This is a genomic window from Flavobacterium sp. T12S277 (genome assembly GCF_048514875.1).
Taxonomy (GTDB): Bacteria; Bacteroidota; Bacteroidia; order Flavobacteriales; family Flavobacteriaceae; genus Flavobacterium.
The window spans coordinates 129,875-155,221 of sequence record NZ_JBLYEG010000007.1 but is presented as its reverse complement, the minus strand read 5'-3'; the positions used below and the strand labels follow the sequence as shown (position 1 = coordinate 155,221).

Below are 25,347 nucleotides of genomic sequence, written 5' to 3'. Positions count from 1 at the left end.
ACAATATACAAGTTGAATCGTCATACATAAAACTAAAACCGAAATAAATTTGGAAACCATACTTACTATTGAGAATCTTCACAAAAGATACGGGCGTATTCAGGCCTTAAAAAATGTCTCTTTTGAAATACAAAAAGGCCACGTTTATGGCATCTTAGGCCCAAACGGCAGCGGCAAATCGACCACTTTGGGAATTGTCCTCAATGTGGTGAACAGAACCTCCGGAAACTACAGTTGGTTTGGCGGAAAAGTAGAAACACACGAAGCCTTAAAAAAGGTAGGTGCGATTATCGAAAGACCCAACTTTTACCCGTACATGACGGCGGAAGAAAACCTGAAACTGGTTTGTAAAATAAAAAGCATCAACTATTCTAAAATCAATGAGAAACTAGATTTAGTAGGCTTATCCGAAAGAAAAGACAGTAAGTTCAGCACTTTCTCTTTGGGTATGAAACAGCGTCTGGCCATTGCATCGGCCTTGTTAAATGATCCCGAAATTTTAATTTTAGACGAACCTACAAATGGATTGGATCCACAGGGAATTCACCAGATCAGAGATATTATCCGAAAAATTGCGTCACAGGGAACGACTATTTTATTAGCCTCCCACTTGCTGGATGAAGTCGAAAAAGTATGTTCGCATGTCATTGTTTTGAGAAAAGGAGAAATCCTGTATTCCGGTTCAGTAGACGGAATGTCAGCCAATGAAGGTTTCTTTGAACTTCAGGCAGATGATAATGAGACACTGAAAAACATCCTGGAGACACATCCGGCTGTAGACAAAATCACGGAAGAAGACGGCAAAGTTTTAGTCTATCTGGCTTCTGATCTATCAGCGGCAGAGCTCAATCATTTCCTGTTTTCTAAAAATATTGCTTTAAGCCATTTGGTCAAACGCAAAAACAGCTTAGAAGCACAATTTTTAGAATTAACCAAGAACGCCATTATCCAAAATAACTAAACCATGAACAGACTAATCTCTATAGAACTACAAAAAATCTGGAAAAACAAAGCTAGCCGTGTCCTGACGCTAACCTATTTTGTACTCCTTTCGTTTATCGCCTTAATGGCTTCTATAAAATTTGACATAGGACCATTCAAATTTCATTTGGCAGAAATGGGCATCTTTAACTTCCCATTTATCTGGCATTTCAACACCTATGTAGCTGCTTTACTCAAACTTTTCCTGGCAATTGTCATTGTTTCTATGATGGCCAATGAATACAGTTATGGTACGTTAAAACAAAACTTAATTGACGGTTTAAGCAAAAAAGAATTCATTTTATCCAAATTCCTGACGGTCGTATTATTTGCCTTAGGCTCGACTATTTTCGTATTTGTAATGAGCTTAATTCTGGGATTCTGTTTTTCATCATATACAGAGTTTGACGTTATTTTCATGGATTTGGATTACCTTCTTGCCTTTTTTGTAAAACTCTCGGGCTTTTTTGCATTCTGTTTGTTTCTTGGAATTCTGGTAAAACGCTCTGCTTTTGCCTTAGGTTTTCTTTTGGTATGGAGTATCATAGAAGGAATTGTAAAAGGACTCCTGATCTTCCAAGTTTTTCCGGAAAGCACGATAGGTCAAAAAATAATGAATTTTTTCCCGCTAGAAGCCATGTCCAACCTTATTATAGAGCCTTTTTCAAGATTGTCTGTAATTAGATCGATCGGAACACAAATAGGCGTTGAGAACACAAAAGATTACGGAGTACACTATACCGCAATTTTAATTGTTTTGATCTGGACATTCTTATTTATTTACTTTTCTTACAAACTATTAAAAAAAAGAGATTTATAGTATATTTGTTGTACTATGAACAACTTTAATGCATTATCGCTAGTATTTTTTCTGTGCTTCTTATCTGTTAAGACAGAAGCACAGAATATTAATGTAGACGATTCAAGAACTCCCGAAGACTTAGCAAAAAACGTTTTAATAAACAGCTCCTGTATTGATATTGGTACTGTTAGTGCAACCGGAAACCCTACAAGTTCTGGTAAAAGTTATGCTTACTTTACTTCAGGCAGCAGCAATTTTCCCTTTTCAGGAGGAATTGTTTTAAGTACATCACCAAGTAAAAATGCCGAAGGACCTTTTATAAAAGCAAACTCAGAAGGTGCTATCAATGACAGTTGGTTGGGAGATGCCGACTTAAATCAGGCATTACAAAATAGCGAAAGCCAACAGGCAACTGTACTGGAATTTGATTTTACGGCCTTAACCAACTCCATCAGTTTCAATTATATTTTCGCATCAAACGAGTATCAAACGTATTATCCGTGTATCTATTCGGATGGATTTGCTTTTCTGATAAAAGAAGCAGGCACCTCTGCTCCCTATAAAAATTTAGCGGTTTTACCCAATACAGCCATACCTGTTTCTTCAACAACAGTGCACACTAAAATTGAGCCTGCCTTTGCGAATGGTACAAACTATCCGGGCTGTGATCCTTTAAACGAACAATTTTTCAATGGCTACAACAACGTTAATAGTCCGATAAATTATGCCGGACAAACTGTTGTGATGAACGCCCATACCGAAGTAATTCCGAATAAAACCTATCACTTAAAGCTGGTCATTGCTGATGACCCGACAGGACAATACAACTCCGCCGTTTTTATAGAAGGCGGTAGCTTTACCTCTACCATAAATTTTGGAGCAAACAGAACAATTGCCGACAAAAACCCGGCCTGTTTTGATGAAGGTGTTGTTTTAGATACACATCTTGACGGTAGTCTCTACACTTTTAAATGGTTAAAAGAAACGACAGCCAACAATTATACAGAAGTTTCACCCGCAGCAACAGGCGCGACCTATACCGTAACAGCAGCAGGGAATTATAAAGTAGAAGCCACCCGAAATGGCACCACCTGTGTGGCCACCGGACAAATTAAAATTGAGTTTGCACCCGAAATCTTATCAACCAACAGCTCCTTAACACAATGTGATGAGGATTCCGACGGAATATCAGTCTTCAACCTCACAAAGGTTGCCAATAGTATTAAAAACAATGTTGCCGAAACACTGAACAAAGGGTACTACGAATCACTAGCCGATGCACAGGCCAAAACCAACCCAATTGCCACACCGGAAAAATACAGCAATAAAACCCTGAATCAGGTTATTTTTGTAAGACTTGAAAACCAATACGGCTGTGCTAAATTTCCGCAGATAACGTTACAGATTTCCAACACTACGATTGCCACTCAGCCCCCTTTTGCCACTTGTGACAAAGACGACAAACAAGATGGTCTGTACCAATTTGACCTTAATGCCGAAGTAACTCCACGACTGTCTACCGGATTACCACCGGGTTTAACTTTTAGCTATTTTTTAAACGCCAACGATGCTTTAGCGGATGCAAACGCATTAGCTAATATCTTTAAGAACACGACCCCCTTTACTCAAATCATTTATGCAAAAGCAACAAATGGATCGGATTGTTACGACATACTTCCCATTACTCTTGTGGTGAATACTTTTGATGCGGCTAATTTTGAAGATGAATCCAAATATTTGTGTAAAGAAGAACCGATTACCTTAAGTGTTGCCAGCGGTTTTGCCAGCTATTTATGGAGTACCGGAGAAACTTCAAACTCAATTACAGTAGGCACCGCCGGTGATTATTCCGTACTTGTAACAAATGCAAACGGCTGCGAAAAAACCAAAAAATTTAAAGTAATTCTTTCCGAACCTGCATTGATAACAGGCGCAGATACAAAAGATTTCTCTGGTGATGAGAATTCAGTTTTAATTCAATACACAGGGGTTGGTAATTATGAATTTTCATTGGATGGAAGTTTTTTTCAGGATGCCCCATTATTCACTAATGTCAAACCCGGAGTTTACAATGCTATCGCAAGAGACAAAAACGGCTGCGGGCCGTCTAATCTGTTTCAGGTGTACGTTGTAGATTATCCTCGATTCTTTACGCCAAATGGCGATGGTTACAACGATTTATGGGTTATTAAAAACTCCGATCAGCTTCCTTATTACAAGATCTTTATTTTTGACCGTTACGGAAAACTACTCAAACAAATGGACCAAAACATGCTGGGCTGGAACGGCTTCTTTAATAGCCAGCAATTGCCAGCAGACGATTATTGGTTTGACATACAATTTAGCAATGGAAGAGTTGTTAAAGGTCATTTTAGCTTAAAAAGATAAATACACTACTTCTCTATTAGATATCCCAAATAACAATTCTACGACAAACGTTCAGCAATAAAAAAAGCCATTCGATATCGAATGGCTTTTACTTTTATTTGGAGGATAGATTAGATTTTAAATCTTTTTCTATCTGTTTCAGTCAAATAAATCTTTCTAAGACGAATAGATTTTGGAGTTACCTCTACATACTCATCTTTTTGGATGTACTCTAATGCTTCTTCTAATGAGAAAATGATTGGAGGGATAATTCTCGCTTTTTCGTCATTTCCAGAAGAACGAACGTTAGATTGTTTTTTCTCTTTCGTTACGTTTACACACATATCATCTCCACGAGAGTTTTCACCAATTACCTGACCTTCGTAGATTTCAGCATTTGGCTCAACGAAAAACTTACCACGATCTTGTAATTTATCGATAGAGTAAGGAATAGCTTTTCCTTTTTCCATAGAAATCAATGAACCTTTGTTACGTCCTGCAATTTCTCCTTTGTAAGGCTCATATCCAATGAAACGGTGTGACATAATAGCTTCACCAGCAGTAGCTGTAAGCAATTGATTTCTTAAACCAATAATTCCACGAGATGGAATATTAAATTTAATGATCATACGCTCACCTTTAGTTTCCATACTTAACATTTCACCTTTACGAAGTGTTACGAATTCAACTGCTCTACCTGAAAGGTTTTCTGGTAAATCGATTGTTAATTCCTCAATTGGCTCACATTTTTTACCATCAATTTCTTTGATGATAACTTGTGGCTGACCAATTTGTAACTCGTACCCTTCTCTTCTCATTGTTTCAATAAGAACAGATAAGTGAAGTACTCCACGGCCAAAAACCATGAATTTATCAGCAGAATCAGTTTCACCTAACTTCATCGCTAAGTTTTTCTCTAATTCTTTTGTCAATCTTTCTCTAATATGACGAGAAGTTACAAATTTACCTTCTTTACCAAAGAAAGGTGAGTCGTTGATTGTAAACAACATACTCATTGTAGGCTCATCAATAGCAATAGAAGCTAAACCTTCAGGAGTTTCGTGATCTGCGATAGTATCTCCAATTTCAAAACCTTCAACACCTACTACAGCACAAATATCACCAGCGATTACTTCCGCAACTTTTTTACGTCCAAGACCTTCAAAAGTATGTAATTCTTTAATTCTAGATTTCGTTACAGCACCATCTCTTTTTACTAAAGATATTGGCATACCTTCTTTCAAAACACCTCTTTCAAGACGACCAATAGCGATACGACCTGTAAAAGCAGAGAAATCTAAAGATGTAATTAACATTTGTGGAGTTCCTTCAGAAACTTTAGGAGCAGGCACATTGTTTAAAACCATGTCTAATAAAGGCTCGATGTTTTCTGTTTGGTTTTTCCAATCGTCAGACATCCAGTTGTTTTTAGCAGAACCGTAAACCGTTGGGAAATCCAATTGCTCTTCAGTTGCTCCTAATTCGAACATTAAGTCAAAAACTTTTTCGTGAACTTCTTCCGGAGTACAGTTTTCTTTATCAACTTTGTTGATAACTACGCATGGCTTAAGACCTAAGTCAATCGCTTTTTGTAATACGAAACGAGTTTGTGGCATTGGACCTTCAAAAGCATCCACTAGCAAACATACACCATCGGCCATGTTCAATACACGTTCTACTTCACCTCCAAAATCCGCGTGGCCAGGAGTGTCAATAATATTGATTTTTGTTCCTTTATATTGAACTGATACGTTCTTTGAAGTAATAGTAATACCTCTCTCACGCTCTAAATCGTTATTATCAAGAATTAAATCACCTGTGTTTTCGTTGTCACGAAATAATTGACAGTGATACATAATTTTATCAACCAAAGTGGTTTTACCGTGATCGACGTGGGCAATAATTGCAATGTTTCTAATAGATTCCATCTGTGATTTTTAATGGGTGCAAAGGTACACTTTATTTTGATATAAAAAACGTTTCTGCGATAGTTTGCGTAAAGACAAGTATTTAGTTCCCCAAAAACAATGTAAATTTAAGTCTAATTTGAACTTTTCTTATTGTTTAATTATAGTTAAATTAACTATATTTGAGTGATGAAAAGTAAAACTCTCCAAATTACTCTAGTTTATATTATCATATCGTTATTTGTGGCAACCATCTGTCATAAATTACTCACAACTTACTTTTCCAAGGCCGATTATTATACTGTTTTCTTCTTAAAAGATGTTTTTTTCATTCTGACTACCGCACTGTTTTTCAAATACATACTTTCTAAAAACGAGAAAAAAAGCATCACCATTTTCAAAAAACTAAAAGAAACCAACGAAGAAATAAAAGAATCAAACGAAAAATATGACATTGTAGCCAAAGCAACCAGCGACACGATTTGGGACTGGAAAATCCAGGAAGACAGCATCAACTGGAACAAAGGAATAGAAAGTGTTTTTGGATACAATCCGAAAGAAGTTGGAAAGACATCTAAGTGGTGGTTTGACAAGATTCATCCCGAAGACAGTATCAGAATGTCGATCAAATTATACTCTTTTATCGAGCAAAAAACAGAGAAATGGCAAGATCAATATCGCTTTAAATGTGCAGACGGCAGTTATAAATACGTTTTAGACCGAGGTTTTTTACTGAAAGACGAAAACGGAAGAGCCATACGAATGATCGGAGCCATTCAGGACATCACCAAACAAAAGGAAGAAGAGCAACGTTTACGACTATTAGAAACCGTAATTACACAATCTAAGGACTCCATATTAATAACAGAAGCCAATTCAACCGATCGAAAAATACCTAAAATTGTTTATGTAAATCCGGCCTTTTCACAAATGTCCGGGTATTTATCGAATGAAATAATCGGAAAATCGCCAAATATTTTCAAAGGACCAAAATCAGACTCTGAAGAATTAAAAAAACTCTTAAAAGCCATAAAAAACGAAGAAGAGTGTCTGATCGAAACCATCACCTATACCAAATCAAACGAAGAATATTGGGTACGATTTTCGATGATTCCAATTTTTAACACTGAAGGCACAATTTCGCACTGGATTTCCATACAAAGAGACATTACAGACGAAAAGAAACTAGAAACAGAAAAAGAACATCTGATTCGCGAACTAACTCAAAACAACAAAGACTTAAAACAATTCTCCTACATTACTTCACATAATTTACGCGCCCCATTATCTAATTTAATCGGACTTTTAAATCTAATCGAAGACATCCCTATCGAGAATGAAGAACTCGAAGAAATCCTAACCGGATTTACCAAATCGACCCATTTGTTAAACGAAACTATTAATGACTTAGTAAAGGTCATCATCATCAAAGACAATCCTTCTATGCAAAAAGAAGAAGTCTCTCTGCAAGAAGTTTTCGAAAATGTATTTAGCCAGCTGTCTTTCCAGATCGAACTGCACAAACCCATCATTAAGCTCAAATTCGACAAAGTCCCGCTGCTAAACACCAACAAAGCTTATATCGAAAGCATTCTACTCAACCTACTAACCAACTCGATAAAATACAAATCAGAAAACAGAAAACTAAAAATATCCATTACAGCAGAACAAATCGACCATAAAGCAATTCTAACTTTCAAAGACAACGGAATAGGAATTGATCTAGAAAGAAACCGCGACAAAGTCTTTGGGCTATACCAACGATTCCATAACTACCCCGACAGCAAAGGTCTTGGCTTGTATCTTGTAAAATCGCAAGTCGAAACCATGGGAGGAACCATCAGTATAGACAGCGAAGTCAACAAAGGCACCACATTTACGATAACATTCAAAAACTAACTCATATGCTCGAGCAAATTTTATGTATTGACGATGACCCAATCACGTTGATGTTATGCAAAAAAGTAATTTCGAAGGCCTCCTTCTCCAATGAAATTATCACAGCTCAAAATGGCGAGGAAGCATTACACCATTTCAACACACTTAAATACACGAACAACAAAAACAAAGCAAACAAAAAACCGGAACTGATTTTTTTAGACTTAAACATGCCTGTAATGGGCGGTTGGGAGTTTCTGGATCACTTTACCTCTCCGGCTTACAAAGAATTCAATACCGCAAGTGTAATTGTACTCTCTTCTACTATCGACCCCGATGATCTGGCCAAAGCTAAAAAATACCCCATTATAATCGATTTTCTCTCAAAACCCATTACCCAGCCTATGCTGGAATATCTTAAAAAGAAGATCGGCATTTAATACCGTAAATCTCAAATTCCAAATTCCAAACTTCAATAACCAATCAAGCAATATTGAGATTTGGAATTTGGAATTTGGAGTTTGAAATTTCACCTGTAGTATAAACAAAAAAAAGTCCTCTTTGAGGACTTTTATATTTTTTAGGAAATTGTAATTAATTACAATTTAGCAACATGTTTAGTTAATTTAGACTTCAAGTTAGAAGCTTTATTATCATGAATGATGTTCTTTTTAGCTAATTTATCAATCATAGAGATTACAGTTGATAATTTAGAAGCTGCATCAGTTTTATCAGTAGCTAATCTTAACGCTTTGATAGCATTACGAGTAGTTTTATGCTGATATCTGTTAAGAACTCTTCTTTTTTCGTTACTTCTGATTCTTTTTAATGCTGACTTATGATTTGCCATTTTCTTTTAATTTTAGATGTAATAATTATTATAGATACTAGTTAAAAAAGAAAAACCTCCCACAATTGCTAAGCAATCACTTTGGTTTTAACTAATAAAATAAAAATCGAGACACCAATTTTTATTTTATAAAACTTATTCACAACTAATTTTGTAGTCTGTAAGGGAATCGAACCCCTGTTACCAGGACGAAAGCCTGGAGTCCTAACCCCTAGACGAACAGACCATCATCGTTCTAAGTTTTCTTCAATTTAAATAAAATTGAAATTTGTAGTCCGTGGGGGAATCGAACCCCCCTTACCAGGATGAAAACCTGGCGTCCTAACCGATAGACGAACGGACCATTACATCAAGTTAAATAACTTTGCTTGCAGAAAAAAAAGTAGTCCGTGGGGGAATCGAACCCCCCTTACCAGGATGAAAACCTGGCGTCCTAACCGATAGACGAACGGACCGTGTATTTCTCTAATGCGGATGCAAAGATACATCTATTTTTTAGTTGCACAATAGCTGATGCAATTTTTTTTATTTTTTTTTAATATGCCTTCGCAAAAAGCACTCTTTTGGCAGATGGATTCCCAGTAAACACGCAGGTTCCCGCCTCCTCAACAGCATCCAAAGGAATACAACGAATCGTTGCTTTTGTCAGGTCTTTTATCTTCTCTTCAGTAGCCGCTGTACCGTCCCAATGAGCCGACACAAAACCACCTTTTCCGTCTAAAATTTGCTTAAATTCCTCAAAACTATTTACTTCCGTAATATGAGTATCTCGGTAGTTTAAGGCACGATTGTATAAATCAGTCTGAATCTGCTCTAAAAGATCATTTACATAATTCACAATTCCTTCAGCAGAAACCACCTCTTTAGTCAATGTATCACGTCTGGCAACTTCAAAAGTTCCATTTTCTAAATCTTTTGGACCAACAGCAATTCTAACCGGCACCCCTTTCAATTCCCATTCAGCAAATTTGAATCCTGGTTTTTGAGTCGTACGGTCGTCATACTTAACGGAGATTTTTAACTTTCTCAATTTAGCTGTTAGCTCATTAACCGCAGCGGTAATTTCAGCCAATTGCTCATCCGTTTTATAAATTGGAACAATCACAACTTGTATTGGCGCCAAATTTGGAGGCAATACCAATCCCTGATCATCTGAATGCGTCATAATCAACGCTCCCATCAAACGGGTCGAAACTCCCCAGGAAGTTCCCCAAACATGTTCTTGCTTTCCTTCAGCATTCGCAAACTTAACATCAAATGCTTTTGCAAAGTTCTGACCTAAAAAGTGAGACGTTCCAGCCTGTAACGCTTTTCCATCCTGCATTAAAGCCTCAATACAATAGGTTTCATCAGCACCGGCAAAACGCTCCGTTTCGGTTTTAAAACCTTTTACAACCGGAATCGCCATAAAGTTCTGGGCAAAATCAGCATAAACATGCATCATTTTTTCAGACTCTTCTAATGCTTCTGCTTTTGTTGCATGCGCGGTATGCCCTTCCTGCCATAAAAACTCAGCAGTTCTTAAAAACAAACGCGTACGCATTTCCCAGCGCACCACATTGGCCCACTGATTAATTAATAAAGGTAAATCTCTATAAGACTGAACCCATCCTTTATAAGTAGACCAAATAATCGCCTCACTTGTTGGACGAACAATAAGCTCCTCCTCTAATTTAGCATTTGGATCCACCATTAACTTTCCGGGTTTGTCCGGATCATTTTTTAATCTATAATGCGTTACAATCGCACATTCTTTTGCAAATCCTTCAGCATTTTTTTCTTCCGCTTCAAACATGCTCTTAGGCACAAATAAAGGGAAGTACGCATTTTGATGTCCTGTTTCTTTAAACATTCGATCCAATTCCGCCTGCATTTTTTCCCAAATAGCATATCCGTACGGCTTAATAACCATACATCCTCTAACTCCTGAATTTTCGGCTAGATCTGCCTTTACAACCAGCTCGTTATACCATTTTGAATAATCTTCTGATCTTGTAGTGAGGTTCTTACTCATATCGAATAGTTTGGCACAAATTTTGTTTTAATAATTTTAACTAAATAGTTTGACAAAACTAACTATTTTTGTAATGTGCAACAATAAAAAACACCACAGATATGAAAACTTCTATTTATCTCCGCCAAAACTCAAGTCATTTTTACTTAATTGGATTATTGAGTTTTCTACTGGCATCGTGTGGTTCTTACCAAAACACTTCTTATCATGATAATGATGGAATTTACGGAGGTTCACCAAGAACGTATGCTCAAACAAACAGCACAAATAATCAATATAAAGACTATTTCAGATCGTTACAAGACGATAATCAGTCAACTGAAATCTTCACAGATGTTGACAACTACGGAAATTATGCCGTAAACGACAGCACACAAGCTACTAACTCTTACCCTGCTTGGGGAAGTGCCAATACAGAAGTTGCCGTAAACGTTTATTCTGACCCTTCCTGGTCACTTGGATTCGGACTTGGTTTCGGATATCCTTATTATGGATGGGGTTACGGATGGGGTTATGGAGGAGGATACTGGGGCTACCCAAATTATTGGGGATCAGGTTGGGGCTACCCAGGATGGGGATATCCGGGATGGGGTTACCCTGGTTACTGGGGATCTGGCTACCGATACAACAACTACTCTTACAACTACGGAAGAAGAGGATCTGCTGCTTATTACGGAGGAAGAACTTATTCTTCTAACAGAAACTATGCTACAAACAGAGGTTATAACAATACCAACAGAAGCTACAGCACCAACAGAGATTACACAAGTACCAACCGAAGCTTTAACTCAAACAGAACTTATAGCACCAACAGAAGCGATTTCTCTGATACAAGAAGAAATTCATCTGCAAACGGAAGAAACTACAACAACTCTTCAAGCCCAACATTTACAAACAGAGGAAACGCAAGCCAATACAACGGTGCTGATTACAGCAACAGAAGATCAAGCAGCAATACCACACGAAGCTACAATTATAACAACAATAATTCGGCACCATCCAGAAACTACTCTCCTAGCCCATCCCGTTCTATGAATAGCGGCGGAGGCGGAAGCATGAGATCATCTGGCGGCGGAGGCGGCGGCGGCGGAAGATCATACAGCGGCGGTGGAGGCGGTAGAAGATAACCGCTTCTTTCGCTAATCAAAAAAAATCATACTTAAAACTATCCAAATGAAAAAAATATTATTCCTATTTATTACAGGACTAACTGTCAGCGTCTCACATTCTCAGGAAGTATCTGACGCGGTACGTTATGCGCAAGACAATTTAACCGGAACTGCAAGATTCAGAGCCATGAGTGGTGCCTTTGGAGCCGTTGGCGGAGATTTATCTGCAATAAGCGTCAACCCAGCAGGGTCGGCAATATTCTCTAATAATCAGGTTGGAATAAGTTTTAGCAATCAAAGCATCAAAAACAACTCTAATTATTTTGGAACAGAAATTAGCGATAATAAAAATGCTTTTTTAATAAATCAGGCGGGAGCTGTTTTTGTTTTTCACGATCATAACCCAAGCAACAACTGGAAAAAGATTGCGATTGGAGCTTCTTACGAAAACACTAACAATTTTGACAACCGCATTGTTTCAGCCGGAACAAACCCAACAAATTCTATTGACAAGTATTTTCTAAAATTTGCAAACGGAATACCTTTAAACGTTATAGACGGCCTTAATTACAAAGACCTTTTTTACAACGAACAACAAGCCTATATGGGATACTGGGGACATGTAATTGACCCTGTAAGCAACAACGGCGACAATACACAATACATCAGCAACGTTCCTGCAGGTGGCAAGTACTATCAGGAGAATGAAATATTTACCAGTGGCTACAACAGCAAACTGAGTTTTAACCTTGCAACGTCTTACAAAGACAAAATCTATTTTGGAGCTAACTTGAATGTTCACGTTACCGACTTCAGAAGATCAACAAGTTTTTACGAAGACAACGACAATCCGTTAGAAGCAAGAGAAACAATTTCCAGCTTGCGTTTTAACAACGAATTATATACGTATGGTAACGGTTTCTCTTTCCAACTTGGAGCTATTGCCAAAGTTACTGAGTCATTCCGATTGGGTCTGGCCTACGAATCTAACACCTGGTACGAGCTTAACGATGAAACTTCACAAAGCTTGTACAGCACACGAAAAGCACAGGGAGGACAAGACATTAATGAGACTGTTAATCCAAAAATTGTAAACGTTTATGATTCTTACACTTTACAAACACCAGGAAAAACAACTTTTAGTGCTGCTTATGTGTTTGGAAAATCAGGGTTGATCAGTATCGATTACGCTATCAAAGATTACGGAAACACCAAATACAAACCAACAAACGATGCCGGTTTCAAAGGAGTAAACAGCGACCTCAGCAATCAATTGACAAATGCAGGTGAATTAAGAGTGGGTGCCGAGTACAAAATAAAACAATTGAGTTTACGCGGTGGATATCGTTTTGAACAAAGCCCATACAAAAACGGAACTACAATTGGAGATTTAAACAGCTACTCAGGAGGTCTGGGCTATAATTTTGGTGGTACCAAAGTAGATTTAGCTTATTCTTATTTGGAAAGAAAATCAAATCAGGGATTTTTCGCAACCGGATTCACAGACGGAGCAAACATCACCTCAAAACTAAATAACGTAACACTTACTTTATTGTTTGAGTTGTAATAAATACGAAACAGAACAAATTAAAACTTCCGTCAGACCTTTAACTGACGGATTTTTTTTTACCCCGATCGCCGCAATTGCCTCCCCGTTATTTTATTAGCAGGAAAAAACAACAAATAACAGTGCTTCACCCCATAAAAAACACCTAAAAAAAAGGGAAACGAGCGGTGTTTGAATAAAAAAGTGTAATTTTGCACTCCAATTTATAAAAGTATGAGAACCAAGTCTTTAAAAAAGAACAAAATTAACGTAATCACTCTTGGGTGTTCGAAAAATGTATATGACAGTGAAGTGTTGATGGGTCAACTTCGTGCTAATGGCAAGGAAGTACAACACGAAGCACCAGCTAAAGAAGAAGGAAACATTATCGTAATCAACACTTGCGGTTTTATCGACAATGCAAAAGCAGAGTCTGTAAACATGATTTTGGAATATGCTGATAAAAAAGACAAAGGATTAGTAGATAAAGTGTTTGTGACCGGATGTCTATCTGAACGTTACAGACCGGATTTGGAAAAAGAAATTCCAAATGTAGATCAATACTTTGGAACTACAGAATTACCACAATTATTGAAAGCTCTTGGAGCCGACTATAAACACGAACTGCTTGGAGAGCGTTTGACTACAACTCCAAAAAATTACGCGTACTTAAAAATTGCTGAAGGTTGCGACAGACCTTGTAGTTTTTGTGCAATTCCGTTAATGAGAGGTTCGCATGTTTCTCAGCCAATTGAAAAATTAGTGAAGGAAGCACAAGGTTTAGCTAAAAATGGCGTTAAAGAATTAATCCTAATTGCTCAGGACTTAACATATTACGGTCTTGATCTTTACAAAAAAAGAAATCTTGCAGAGCTTCTGGAAGCCCTTGCTAATGTTGAAGGTATCGAATGGATTCGTCTGCACTATGCCTACCCTACAGGTTTCCCAATGGATGTTTTAGAATTAATGAAACGTGAGCCTAAAATTTGTAATTATATCGATATACCGCTACAACACATTTCTGATTCTATATTAAAATCAATGCGTCGTGGTACCACTCAGGCGAAAACAACACAATTATTGAAAGATTTCCGTGCTGCTGTTCCTGGAATGGCCATCAGAACTACTCTAATTGTTGGATATCCTGGTGAGACTCAGGAAGATTTTGAGATTCTGAAAGATTTTGTTCAGGAAATGAAATTTGACAGAATGGGTTGTTTCGCTTATTCTCATGAAGAAAACACGCATGCTTATCTTTTGGAAGACAATGTTCCGGACGATGTAAAACAAGCACGTGCTAATGAAATAATGGAATTACAGTCGCAAATTTCATGGGATTTAAACCAGGAAAAAATTGGACAGGTTTTCAAATGTATTATTGACAGAAAAGAGGGTGCTCACTTTGTAGGGAGAACGGAATTTGACAGCCCGGATGTTGATAACGAAGTTTTGATTGATGCGTCTAAACATTATGTAAAAACCGGAGAGTTTGTTAATATAAGAATAATAGAAGCAACAGAATTTGATTTATACGGAGAACCTGCTTAAATTTACGCTAAACATTTTTTAATTTTAGATAAATACATTTTTATGAAACCTATACAATCTTTATTTATTTTGTTTTTTACCTTATTATGCTTTAACTCTGTTTCAGCTCAATACGGAAACGGCTACAATAATGGTTACGGCGGTGGTGGTTATGGCAATGGCTACGGCGGAAGAGGTGGCGGAATGGGTATGGACAGAAGTATGATGGGAGGCCCTCAGGGAAATACCAGCAAACCAAAAGAAATTCCTGTTGAAGAAACTGTTGCTCAAATTGTAGAGCAAATGAAACCGGAAATAAACCTTGACGAATTACAAGCTATAGCGATTGGAAATGTTTTAGTCGACAGCATGAGAGAGCAGGGTATTTTATTAAAAAATGAAAGCAGTAATCAGGATCAAAAAATCGAACAGATTAAAGCATTAAGAGAAAGCACTACTAAAAAAATAACCGCTTTCTTAAATCCGGATCAGATCCCGAAGTACACCGCATTTATGGATAACTTTAAAGAGATCAAAAAAACATCCAAATCAAAAAAGAAAAAAGACTCGAAAGATAAAGATTCAAAAGACGCAAAAGAAGTTAAAGAAGATTCTGAAACAGCAAAAACTCAGGAATAATTGTTTCAACCTCATCTAAAAAATGTAAATACTATTATGACAAAAAAACATTTTTGTTACCTGATCATAGCAATTGTTATTACTTCTTGCTCCACAAATCCTTATAAAAATACTGAAAAAGCTTACGACCAGCAGCTTAAAACTTTAGAGGGACAAATTACCAGTAAAGAAGCTCAGCCAATTCCGGTTGTAAGCCCTGTAGTTATTGATACTACTTATGCGCAGCAACTTGGTATAGTAAAAGATACGTTATCTAAAACAGGATCAACTGCTTTACTAAATGGTATTAATACAGAATGGATTGGAACCGTAAACTTCAACTTAAGAAAACCAAGTTTCATTATCCTTCATCATACCGCTCAGGATTCTCTTCAGCAAACGATCAATACGTTTACCAAGACACGAACTCAGGTAAGTGCGCACTATATTATTTCTGAAAACGGAAAAGTAGTTCAAATGCTAAACGATTATTTAAGAGCGTGGCATGCAGGAGCATCAACTTGGGGGAAAAATACGGATTTAAACTCTTCTTCGATCGGAATTGAAATTGACAATAACGGTTTTAAACCTTTCACAGAAGCTCAGATTAGCAGTTTAGTAGCGCTTTTAACCAAATTAAAGAAAGATTACAACATCCCTACTCAGAATATTATAGGACATTCAGATATTGCTCCGGGAAGAAAACAGGACCCAAGTGCTTTATTTCCGTGGAAAACTTTGGCTGAAAAAGGATTTGGAATCTGGCCCGACGCAGTTCTTGAAGAAGCACCTTTTGATTTTAAAATTGAACCCGCATTAAGAATTATCGGATACAATACCAAAAATCTTTCAGCCGCGATCATGGCCTTCAAATTACATTATATTCAAACTGATGTAACTTCAACTTTAGATCGAAAAACAATAGATACTATTTACTCGATTTATAAAAAACAGCTTCAGTAGTACAACTAGCAATACCATACAAAAGCGCGTTTCTAAAAATTTAGAAACGCGCTTTTTTTATGATAAGAAACCCGACACTAAATAAAAGTGAAGTAGTTGTTTTTCAGTAATCAATGCAAAAGGCTCCAATAAAAAAGCTGCCAAAACACAAGTAGGTTTCGACAGCTCCAAAAAAAAAAAAAAATATCAATCTTTATCTCTAGAAAGAGTATGTTGTAGCGACTAATCCGAAGAATGATCCTCCTGTTGGAGCAGCATCTTTATCTAAAAAGATATCCTGAGAAGCAGCGTCGTATCGTAATTCCGGAATAATTGTTAATTTCCCTACCTTGTAATTTAAAGAAACGGTGTTGGCAAAAACATTCGATCCTGTTAAGGCACCCAAACTGCCCGCAGCATCTTTCGCATCGAAATATTCCATGCGGTAAGCCAAACTCAATGATGGCTTAAAAGCATAGTTTGCATATCCTACCAAGGCAAACCAATCGCCGTCTAAAGCACTGTCAATATCATTCTTTGTTTTGGCATAAGTAGCATTAAATCCTAAAGAAAATGCATCCGTTATCGTTTTAGAGGCCACAAAATCAATTTGAGTTTTATTCTCATCAGAAGCAGGATTGCTGCTGCCTGAAGTAAAATTCAAATAAGCGCTGCCTGTATCACCTATGTACCCCACTTGTGCTATGTATGTCTTTTGACTTGAACCTGCGTCCATTGCCGACTTAAAGTCGGTTGGGTTTGTGATACCAAACATCGCGGTGAACTTACCTGAAGTATATTGCGCTTTTAGTCCGGTATTAAAGAAAGGGCCATAAGAAAAAGCATAAGACATACTGTAGTTTTTATTCCCGATCGCATCCAGTACTTCATACCCGATATGAGTTCCAAAACTACCCGCTACAAACTTAAATTTATCGGTAACCTGGTAGGTGAAAAATAATTGTTTAATTAAAAATTTTGCATTTATATCTTTATCTGTTGTTTCATTATAAGAGAACTCCCCCGCTCTCTTGCCAAAGCCTAAATCGACAAAAACCGAAGCTTTTCCGAAGGTATGTCCAGCCTGAACAGAGGCCATCCCTAATTCGAACGAATCCTGAGAATTGGTAAAACTTGTCAATCCATTCATTTGTTTTGAAAAATCATATTTATAATACGCATCTGCTGATCCTCCCCAGGTGGTTGCCGGTGAAGTCGCAGTTTCAGTTTCCTCTTGGGCAAAAGCAAAAGAACTCGTTAACATCACGGCTAAAATGTGCAATACTTTTTTCATGTTTTAATTGGTTTTGGTTATTAATTGATTCTGGTTAGTTAATCTTTTATATAGGTAATTGAATACTATAAGCCATTTTTAAAACCTCTTATTCCCTCTAAAACTCCTTCATTTTCAGTAGCGAATTTATTAACTTTTGTATGAGTAAAAGAATCCAAATCTACTTTTCTACTGTTTTCAAAGAAGAATTACGGATTACAAAAATTAATCTCTCTATAATCGTTATTCAGCATTATTAACTATTCATTTTTAAAAAATCAACAACTCTTTTTTTATCAAAACAATTAAATTTTACAGGGTATAAATAAAATAACAGGAAAAAATTAACCAAAAATTACCAAAATTTAAATTTAAAAAATAACATACCCCATAAAAAACATAGGTTTAACAAAAAATAAAACAAAACAAAAGATAAAACCTAAAAAACCATACTATGCAAAAAAGGACAATTTCAAAAAGTAAAAATTCTTACAAAAATCACAACCCGAAAAACAAGAAACAACTCTAAAAACACAACCGCTCTACCCCCTAAAATAACCGCTACTAAAAACAAAAAAAGCCTGTTCCATTTCGAACAGACTTTCTTAAAAAAGTTCCACTATGCTTAACTAAAAAATAAATTACAATGCGCTATACTAAACTAAGAGCTTCTATACCCGATCAGCTTAAGACTCTATAGGAATTCCTCTTTTAAGAATGCTGATAAACTTGGCGCAAAAAAAAGACGCACAGTTGTGCGCCTTTCTCCAGGAATCTAAAAACCGGATTATGCTAAAATTTTCTCGATTGCATTTAATTCATCTTGTGTAAAATCAAGATTTTGTAAACACTCTATATTATTATTCAATTGACGCACAGAACTTGCTCCGATCAAAACCGAAGTAATTCGTTTGTCTTTTTGCAGCCATGATAAAGCCATTTGAGCCAAAGACTGATTTCTGTTTTTAGCAATTTCATTCAACTGAACTAATTTTTGGATGCGCTCCTGTGTAACCTCATCTTCTTTCAAATGTCCGTTTGGATTATGTGCTCTGGAGTTTTCCGGAATTCCGTTTAGGTATTTATCCGTCAACAGCCCCTGTGCCAAAGGAGAAAAAGCGATACACCCCACTCCTTTTTCGTCCAGAACATCAAGCAAACCGTTTTCTACCCAACGCTCCAGCATGGAATATTTTGCCTGATGAATCAAACACGGTGTTCCCAATTGTTTTAAAACATCAACCGCAACGCTGGTTTGCTCTGCCGAATAGTTGCTTATTCCCACATACAAAGCTTTTCCGCTTCTCACGGTATAATCTAAAGCCATCATGGTTTCTTCAATTGGAGTTTCCGGATCCGGGCGATGCGAATAAAAAATATCCACATAATCGACCTTCATTCTTTTCAAACTCTGATCCAAACTCGATAACAAATATTTACGGGAACCCCAATCTCCATAAGGTCCGTCCCACATTGTATAACCGGCCTTTGTTGAAATAATAATTTCGTCTCTTAAATTTCCCTGAAAATTATGCCAGAGAATCTTTCCAAAATTAGTTTCCGCCGATCCCGGAACTGGTCCGTAGTTATTGGCCAGATCATAATGTGTAATTCCTTTATCAAAAGCTTCCACAGCAATACATTCTGCAGTATCAAAATTATCTACTGATCCGAAGTTATGCCACAATCCTAAAGAAATCTGCGGCAGTAACAACCCACTTTTTCCACATCTGTTGTATTTCATTATTATAATTTAAAAGGTGTACATTTTATAGTTTTAAAGATAAAAAAAATAAACTTCTTTTTTCGGCATTTCAACTTTCAATCGGTACTAAAACAAGAAGCAGGCAAATTCACTTCATTAAAAAGATCCGACTGAATTGTGTTTCCCCAGGCAAAACGGATTTTCACCGGATGTAATACTTTTTTACTGGTCAAAATAACCTGATCCTTTAGTATAGAAGCTTCGGCAGAATAAAAGATCCCATCGGCTCCGGCCATTTCGAACTGACTGGAGTTTATATTCTTAAAATGCAATCCATCAGCGGCATCGAAAGAAACTATTGTTTTATGCTCTTCTACTATAAAATCCTTAAAGAGTGGTCCGTTTACCAAATTCGGTTTGATTTTATAGGTTTCAGCCAAAGCAAGATTCGCCAGACGGATTCCCACCGGCTTTTTATCTTTTGGATGAATTTCTTTCACATTTGAAACATCACTGATCACGACCATTCCGGTTTTAGGAACTTTATGGAGCAATTTTCTTTGTGAGTCTCTTAAAATGACATTAAAGAAGTTATTGCCTCTGGTTTTATAAGGGGCAATCTGAACATAATAAAAAGGGAAATCATCTTTCCAGACTTCCCGCCAGGAGGCAATCAAAGCCGCCATAGTTTGATCATAAACCAGCGAACCGACATTCGATTCTCCCTGATACCAGATAGTTCCGGCAATTTTAAACCCAACAATTGGATGAATCATTGCGTTATAGGCCCGTCCGGGTTGGCGTGGCTCGTATTCCTGCTCATTAAATTTTCTGGCATTTTCTGCTAAAACAGGATCATTCTGAACAATTTCTTCCGGCATCCAGATTTCAGCCGTGGTTCCTCCCCAATTGGAAGATATCAATCCGATAGGAACATTTTTCAAATCCTCACGCAAACGTTTTGCAAAGAAATAGCCGATTGCGCTAAAATTTTTCATGGTTTCCGGAGTCGATTCTGTCCAGTTTCCTAAAAGTACAGACTGTGGTTTTGAAGCGGTTAATTGAGGAACAGTAAAAAAGCGAATAGCGCCGTCAGTAGCTTTTTTTACTTCCTCTTCTTCATTATCGATTCCCCAGCTTGCCGACATTTCCATATTTGATTGTCCTGCACAAACCCATACTTCTCCAATGAGAATATTGTTCAGTAAAATCTCCTCTTTCCCTTTTATCAAAAAAATGGTATAAGGACCGCCTGCTTCGGGAGTTTTGATCGTAATCTCCCAGTGTCCCTGCTGGTTTACAGTCGTCTGATACTTTTGATGATCCCAACCGGAAATTAATGCGATTTCTTCTTTTGGATTCGCCCAACCCCATATTTTTACTTCGGAATTGCGCTGCAAGACCATATTGTCGCCAAAAATATTCGGTAGTGTTACATTTGCTGCCATAGTAGAGAAAATCATAAAAAAGAAAACAAACTTAAATCTATTATTTCCTATTTGCTATCTTTTTAAACGCTTCTTTTATTCTTCCGTCAGCAGTTTTATCAAACTTTCGTCTCTCTGATAGATGTCTTTATAAAAATTCAATTGTCCTTTGCGATCTACCCAGGCGGTAAAGTAGCCAATATAAACAGGCACCTTCCTTTTTAAAGTATACCAGTTTTCTTTACCGGTATGCATGGCTTTATCGATTCGTGCCGGAGTCCAGGAAGGATCTTGCTTCAAGAGTTCGATCGCAAGTTCTCTTGGTTTCCCTACACGCACGCAACCGTGGCTGAAAGCTCTGTTTTCTCTTTCAAACAAACTTTTGGCAGGTGTATCGTGCAGGTAAATATTGTTTGAGTTTGGAAACAAAAACTTCACCAAACCAAGCGAGTTGTTTTTTCCGGGTAACTGACGAACCGCACCGTTATTCCATTCAAGGTTTTTCTCTCTCAGATAATTCTTGTTCCTGGCCATTCCGGGTTTGATCTCTTTATTGATTATACTGGTGGGTACATTCCAATACGGACTAAAAACAATGTTGTTCATCAGACCGCTAAAAATAACGGTTTGTGTCATCGCTTTGCCCACTACTACCGGCGACACAAAAGCAATTTCTCCATTTCGGATCAAATACAATCTGAACTCAGGAATATTAACTTCTATATATTCTTTTCCTTTTTCAAGTTCCGGATCGATCCATCGACAGCGTTCCATATTGACAATAATCGTTTTGATTCTGTCAGAAACAGGCACATTCAGTTCGGCAATATGCTCTGGCAGGATTATATTTTTAGGTGTTAAACCATGATGTGATTCAAAATTCTTAACCGCTGCAATTAAAACGGAATCACAGACATTACTGTTAGTGTTCTCCTTTAAATCACCTGTTGCATAAAGTCTCGCCCTTATCTGTCCAATAGCCGCTACAGAATCTCCTGTTTTAAAGCTTTTAAAACCTTCTTCTGTTTCTATGGTTTTCCATCCTCCTTTTTTCTCTATTTCTCTATATTGATGAAGTGCATCGCGTAGTTTGTAGTACTGACTGAACATTTTGCTTTTCTTATCGTCACTAATCGTAGCCTTTTTGTAAATCGAATCAGAAAATACCTGATAGTTTACTTTTTTTCGCGGCAAAAGCCATTCCAGAGACTTTGTGGTTTTCTCGTCGACTCCGGATACTTTTTTGACGTAGTAGAAATACAAATTAGTAATCATCAAATCGGTATCGGCTTTCGATAGTTTGTTGTCAGCAGTGTGCTCAAATATTGGACTGATCATTTCTTTATAAGGGAAATTAGCTTTCAGCCCTTCCTGATCCAGTCCTTTGTATTTGTTGAATAATAAATTTCCAAATTCTACAACTCCTTTATTGTCGAGCCATAATTGAGTAGAATTGTGTTTTTTGTACAAGGCCAGAACGTCCTCCTGAAACTTAATTAACTTGGGATAGGCCTGATAAAAACCGACAATACCTGAGCTGTCAATTTTAATTTTAAGTTCCGGCATGATTTGCTTCGCTGCTTTTTTGGATTCTTCACCCTTTTCTTCCGATTTCTTATTACAGGAAACAACGCTTAAAAGAAGGACAACAGCAATAAGGGGGTACAAAAACTTCATAACTATTATTTTTACAATAAAAGTAGAAAAGTTTTGCTGAAGATTGACCTACAGTACAAAATATTACTGCTCCTTTAATCCTCTGAAATAAAACCAAAAAAAACTCCGGACATATGATATCCGGAGTTCCCTGCTTTATAACTAACCTCTAAATTTAAATCACTGTGCCTTTTAGAGTAAGGATTTTTGGAGTGCTCTCGGCACTTGTAGTCACAGTAACTGTTTTTGTAAAACCACCTTTGTTCGCTGCATTGTAAGTAGCAGTTACTTTAGCTGATTTTCCAGGTAAAACCGGTTCTTTAGTGTAATCTGTCGCTGTACAGCCACAAGATCCTTGTACGTTTGTAATGACAACAGCCGTTTTTCCAGTATTTTTAAATTCGTAAACAATTACTTTTGGAGTTCCCTGAGGAATTTCACCCACATCTATAGTTTCTGCTTTCCATACCACAGATGAAGCAGCTACTGCAGCAACTTTTGTTTCTGAACTAATAGATTTTAGTGGTGCAATCGCCGAAAAAGACATTAAACATAATGCCAAAGACAACATCGAAATTTTAATCATTTTCATAGCTAAATATTTTATTGGTTAATGATATTTCAAAAGTACTCCCGAACTGAGCAAGACGCTGTTAACCGCTTTCAAATCTTTGTTAACGACTTGTTAATTGGTGTTTTTAACTATAAATTTGATTAATATTACACCATCAAAAACCACTTTTTTCTTGAAACTCAACAAACTCAATAGCATCATCATCTTAGGATTAATCGCCATTATAAGTATACTGGTAGCACAATTGCTTTGGACTAAAGAGGCTTTTACTTTAGAGCAAAAAAAACTCAATCAAAAAGCACATATCGCTTTACTCGAAGTAGCCAAAAAATTATACGAAGGAACCAATCATGAGCTGCCTGCACAAAATCCTGTTCAAAAAATTGCAAACGACTATTATATCGTAAATATTGATAATGATTTCGAACCCGATATTTTAGAATTTTATCTGAAAAACGAATTCAAAAAAATGAATATCACCACCGATTTTGAGTACGCCATGTACAATTGCCAAAGTGACGAGATGGTTTACGGAAATTATATTTCTTTATCTGAAAAAACTAAAGTTAAGCAATCGGTTTATTTTCCAAAACATAAAAATTTGGTTTATTATTTTGCCATACGTTTTCCAAATGAAACGACCTATTTGTTTAGTTCGATGCGATTTTGGTTCATACTTTCGATTGCTTTGATTCTTATTTTGCTGATTTATGTGTATTCTATTTTTACGCTTTTACAGCACAAAAAATACTCAGAACTGCAGCGTGATTTCATCAACAATATGACGCATGAATTTAAAACACCTTTGTCCTCTATTCTAATTGCCTCGAAATACTTAATTGAGCAAAAACCGATTAAAGACGATAAAAAACTCTATACCTATACTGACATTATTATCAATCAAAGCCACAAACTGAACGGTCATATTGAGAAGATCCTGAACGTTGCCAAGTCAGATTATGCTCCTCTGGAGTTACAAAAAGAAACGGTTATACTTGTCCCTATTATTGAAGAAATCATCCAGAACATCCTTTTAAAATATCCTGAAGCCAACGTCAAAATTGAGACGGTCTCCAAAGAATATAAAATAGAAACTGACGTTTTTCATTTCTCCAATTTAGTTTATAATTTACTTGATAATGCGGTTAAATATTGCTCCGAAAAGTCGCGGGTTGTAATTGGAATCGCAGTCGAAAACTCTGTTTTAAAACTAACTTTTAAAGACAACGGAATTGGAGTTTCTCCTAAGAACATTTCTTTTATCTTTGATAAATTCTATCGCGCTCCAAACGAAAAAAGCAATGAGGTAAATGGTTTTGGACTTGGCTTGTATTATGTTAAAGAAATTTGCAACTTGCATAACTGGAAAATAAAAGCCGAAAACAATTCGGAGAAAGGCATCACTATAACTTTATCAATTCCCTATAAAAAATGAAACAATTCAAAATACTTTATACTGAAGACGATGAGACCCTCGCGTTCCTGACCAAAGACAATCTGGAACAAAACAACTATGAAGTACATCATTGTAGTGATGGAATAACGGGTCTGCAAAACTTTAAAAAAGAGAATTTTGACATTTGTATCTTTGACATCATGATGCCCAAAATGGACGGTTTTGAGCTAGCCACCGAAATCAGAAAGAGCAACAGCGATATTCCGATTATCTTTCTCTCAGCCAAAACATTAAAAGAAGATCGCATCAAAGGATTGCGTTTAGGTGCCGATGATTATCTCGTAAAGCCTTTTAGCATTGAGGAATTGCTTTTAAAAATTGAAATTTTCCTAAAACGTTCGCAGAAAAACGTCCCTGTTGAAAAACTGGTTTATGAAATTGGAAAATATCAATTTGATACCAGCAACTTTGTTCTTTTCAATGAAAGCGAAAAAATCAGCCTTACGCAACGTGAAGCCGAATTATTGAAGTTGTTTTTGGACAACAAAAATTCTGTTTTAAAAAGAGAACAGATTCTGACCTCGCTTTGGGGCACTGATGACTATTTTATGGGACGCAGTCTGGACGTTTTTATTTCACGTCTCCGTAAGATTTTAAGCAACGAAAAAGACATCACTATTGAAAACTTACACGGAATTGGATTTCGGTTTACCATGTAATTTATCCCTTTTAATTCTTTTATATTTTTTGTATTTTAGTATCTATAATTTTTCCC

The 25,347-nt window shown here is 36.8% G+C and carries 20 protein-coding genes and 3 tRNA genes; 12 read left to right on the top strand and 11 right to left on the bottom strand.

The features are described from left to right. The first annotated feature begins 49 nt into the window (after positions 1-49). From ACN1CN_RS12495 to ACN1CN_RS12485, 3 genes are read left to right on the top strand one after another with little or no spacing between them, the layout of a single operon-like run. The gene (locus tag ACN1CN_RS12495; RefSeq protein WP_419135899.1) at positions 50-961 is read left to right on the top strand and encodes an ABC transporter ATP-binding protein; all 912 of its coding nucleotides are present in this window, start codon (positions 50-52) and stop codon (positions 959-961) included. Positions 962-964: 3 nt separating this feature from the next. Then, complete coding sequence (locus tag ACN1CN_RS12490) at positions 965-1,801, top strand: ABC transporter permease (protein WP_264524953.1); 837 nt, start codon at positions 965-967, stop codon at positions 1,799-1,801. Between the two features lie 15 nt (positions 1,802-1,816). Beyond that, positions 1,817-4,171: a choice-of-anchor L domain-containing protein gene (locus ACN1CN_RS12485; RefSeq protein ID WP_419135898.1), complete on the top strand. Its 2,355-nt coding sequence runs from the start codon at positions 1,817-1,819 to the stop codon at positions 4,169-4,171. Between the two features lie 110 nt (positions 4,172-4,281). Here the strand turns inward: ACN1CN_RS12485 and typA are convergent, their stop codons facing one another. Beyond that, positions 4,282-6,078: a translational GTPase TypA gene (typA, locus tag ACN1CN_RS12480; protein WP_264524955.1), complete on the bottom strand. Its 1,797-nt coding sequence runs from the start codon at positions 6,076-6,078 to the stop codon at positions 4,282-4,284. A gap of 168 nt (positions 6,079-6,246) precedes the next feature. Between typA and ACN1CN_RS12475 the strand changes: the two genes are divergently transcribed. Both ACN1CN_RS12475 and ACN1CN_RS12470 read left to right on the top strand, forming a co-directional pair. Then, the gene (locus ACN1CN_RS12475) at positions 6,247-7,956 is read left to right on the top strand and encodes a PAS domain-containing sensor histidine kinase (RefSeq protein ID WP_264524956.1); all 1,710 of its coding nucleotides are present in this window, start codon (positions 6,247-6,249) and stop codon (positions 7,954-7,956) included. 5 nt (positions 7,957-7,961) lie between these two features. Further along, positions 7,962-8,375 (top strand): response regulator, encoded by a 414-nt coding sequence (locus tag ACN1CN_RS12470; RefSeq protein ID WP_264524957.1) that lies wholly within the window; start codon positions 7,962-7,964, stop codon positions 8,373-8,375. Between the two features lie 158 nt (positions 8,376-8,533). On the opposite strand, the gene rpsT is transcribed toward ACN1CN_RS12470, so the two are convergent. The 5 genes from rpsT to proS all read right to left on the bottom strand — a co-directional run bounded on the left by rpsT (position 8,534) and on the right by proS (position 10,799). Beyond that, positions 8,534-8,785, bottom strand: coding sequence for a 30S ribosomal protein S20 (rpsT, locus tag ACN1CN_RS12465; RefSeq protein ID WP_264524958.1), 252 nt, complete (start codon positions 8,783-8,785; stop codon positions 8,534-8,536). Between the two features lie 154 nt (positions 8,786-8,939). Then, positions 8,940-9,011 (bottom strand) — tRNA-Glu (locus ACN1CN_RS12460). Positions 9,012-9,056: 45 nt separating this feature from the next. Next, positions 9,057-9,128: transfer RNA gene (locus tag ACN1CN_RS12455), tRNA-Glu, on the bottom strand. Positions 9,129-9,168: 40 nt separating this feature from the next. Beyond that, a tRNA-Glu gene (locus tag ACN1CN_RS12450) sits at positions 9,169-9,240 on the bottom strand. An 80-nt stretch (positions 9,241-9,320) separates the two neighbouring features. Next, positions 9,321-10,799: a proline--tRNA ligase gene (gene proS, locus ACN1CN_RS12445; RefSeq protein ID WP_419135897.1), complete on the bottom strand. Its 1,479-nt coding sequence runs from the start codon at positions 10,797-10,799 to the stop codon at positions 9,321-9,323. 101 nt (positions 10,800-10,900) lie between these two features. Here proS and ACN1CN_RS12440 point away from each other — a divergent pair, with 101 nt between their 5' ends. From ACN1CN_RS12440 to ACN1CN_RS12420, 5 genes are all read left to right on the top strand, one after another. Beyond that, on the top strand, positions 10,901-11,926 hold the full coding sequence (locus ACN1CN_RS12440) for a hypothetical protein (protein ID WP_264524960.1): 1,026 nt from the start codon (positions 10,901-10,903) through the stop codon (positions 11,924-11,926). A gap of 46 nt (positions 11,927-11,972) precedes the next feature. After that, positions 11,973-13,475: an OmpP1/FadL family transporter gene (locus ACN1CN_RS12435; protein ID WP_419135896.1), complete on the top strand. Its 1,503-nt coding sequence runs from the start codon at positions 11,973-11,975 to the stop codon at positions 13,473-13,475. Between the two features lie 213 nt (positions 13,476-13,688). Beyond that, entirely contained in the window at positions 13,689-15,002 is a 1,314-nt protein-coding gene (gene rimO, locus ACN1CN_RS12430; protein WP_395340101.1) for a 30S ribosomal protein S12 methylthiotransferase RimO, read from the top strand. A 42-nt stretch (positions 15,003-15,044) separates the two neighbouring features. Continuing rightward, positions 15,045-15,620: a hypothetical protein gene (locus tag ACN1CN_RS12425; RefSeq protein WP_264524963.1), complete on the top strand. Its 576-nt coding sequence runs from the start codon at positions 15,045-15,047 to the stop codon at positions 15,618-15,620. Positions 15,621-15,656: 36 nt separating this feature from the next. Then, positions 15,657-16,562 (top strand): N-acetylmuramoyl-L-alanine amidase, encoded by a 906-nt coding sequence (locus ACN1CN_RS12420; protein ID WP_291285598.1) that lies wholly within the window; start codon positions 15,657-15,659, stop codon positions 16,560-16,562. A gap of 199 nt (positions 16,563-16,761) precedes the next feature. On the opposite strand, the gene ACN1CN_RS12415 is transcribed toward ACN1CN_RS12420, so the two are convergent. The 5 genes from ACN1CN_RS12415 to ACN1CN_RS12395 all read right to left on the bottom strand — a co-directional run bounded on the left by ACN1CN_RS12415 (position 16,762) and on the right by ACN1CN_RS12395 (position 23,194). Beyond that, positions 16,762-17,835 (bottom strand): outer membrane beta-barrel protein, encoded by a 1,074-nt coding sequence (locus ACN1CN_RS12415; protein WP_419135895.1) that lies wholly within the window; start codon positions 17,833-17,835, stop codon positions 16,762-16,764. 766 nt (positions 17,836-18,601) lie between these two features. Then, the gene (gene mgrA / locus ACN1CN_RS12410) at positions 18,602-19,558 is read right to left on the bottom strand and encodes an L-glyceraldehyde 3-phosphate reductase (RefSeq protein ID WP_419135894.1); all 957 of its coding nucleotides are present in this window, start codon (positions 19,556-19,558) and stop codon (positions 18,602-18,604) included. A gap of 77 nt (positions 19,559-19,635) precedes the next feature. Further along, entirely contained in the window at positions 19,636-20,967 is a 1,332-nt protein-coding gene (locus ACN1CN_RS12405) for a sialate O-acetylesterase (protein WP_419135892.1), read from the bottom strand. A gap of 75 nt (positions 20,968-21,042) precedes the next feature. Further along, positions 21,043-22,623 carry a L,D-transpeptidase family protein gene (locus ACN1CN_RS12400; protein WP_419135891.1) on the bottom strand — a complete coding sequence of 527 codons (1,581 nt, stop codon included), beginning with the start codon at positions 22,621-22,623 and terminating at the stop codon, positions 21,043-21,045. 154 nt (positions 22,624-22,777) lie between these two features. Beyond that, positions 22,778-23,194: a DUF1573 domain-containing protein gene (locus ACN1CN_RS12395; RefSeq protein ID WP_291285594.1), complete on the bottom strand. Its 417-nt coding sequence runs from the start codon at positions 23,192-23,194 to the stop codon at positions 22,778-22,780. Between the two features lie 154 nt (positions 23,195-23,348). Between ACN1CN_RS12395 and ACN1CN_RS12390 the strand changes: the two genes are divergently transcribed. Together ACN1CN_RS12390 and ACN1CN_RS12385 are read left to right on the top strand one after the other, a co-directional pair. Continuing rightward, a complete protein-coding gene (locus ACN1CN_RS12390; RefSeq protein WP_419135890.1) occupies positions 23,349-24,611 on the top strand; it encodes a sensor histidine kinase in 1,263 nt (420 codons plus the stop codon). Further along, positions 24,608-25,291 carry a response regulator transcription factor gene (locus ACN1CN_RS12385; RefSeq protein ID WP_264524972.1) on the top strand — a complete coding sequence of 228 codons (684 nt, stop codon included), beginning with the start codon at positions 24,608-24,610 and terminating at the stop codon, positions 25,289-25,291. The genes ACN1CN_RS12390 and ACN1CN_RS12385 overlap by 4 nt, the downstream gene beginning before the upstream one ends. Positions 25,292-25,347: the final 56 nt, after the last annotated feature.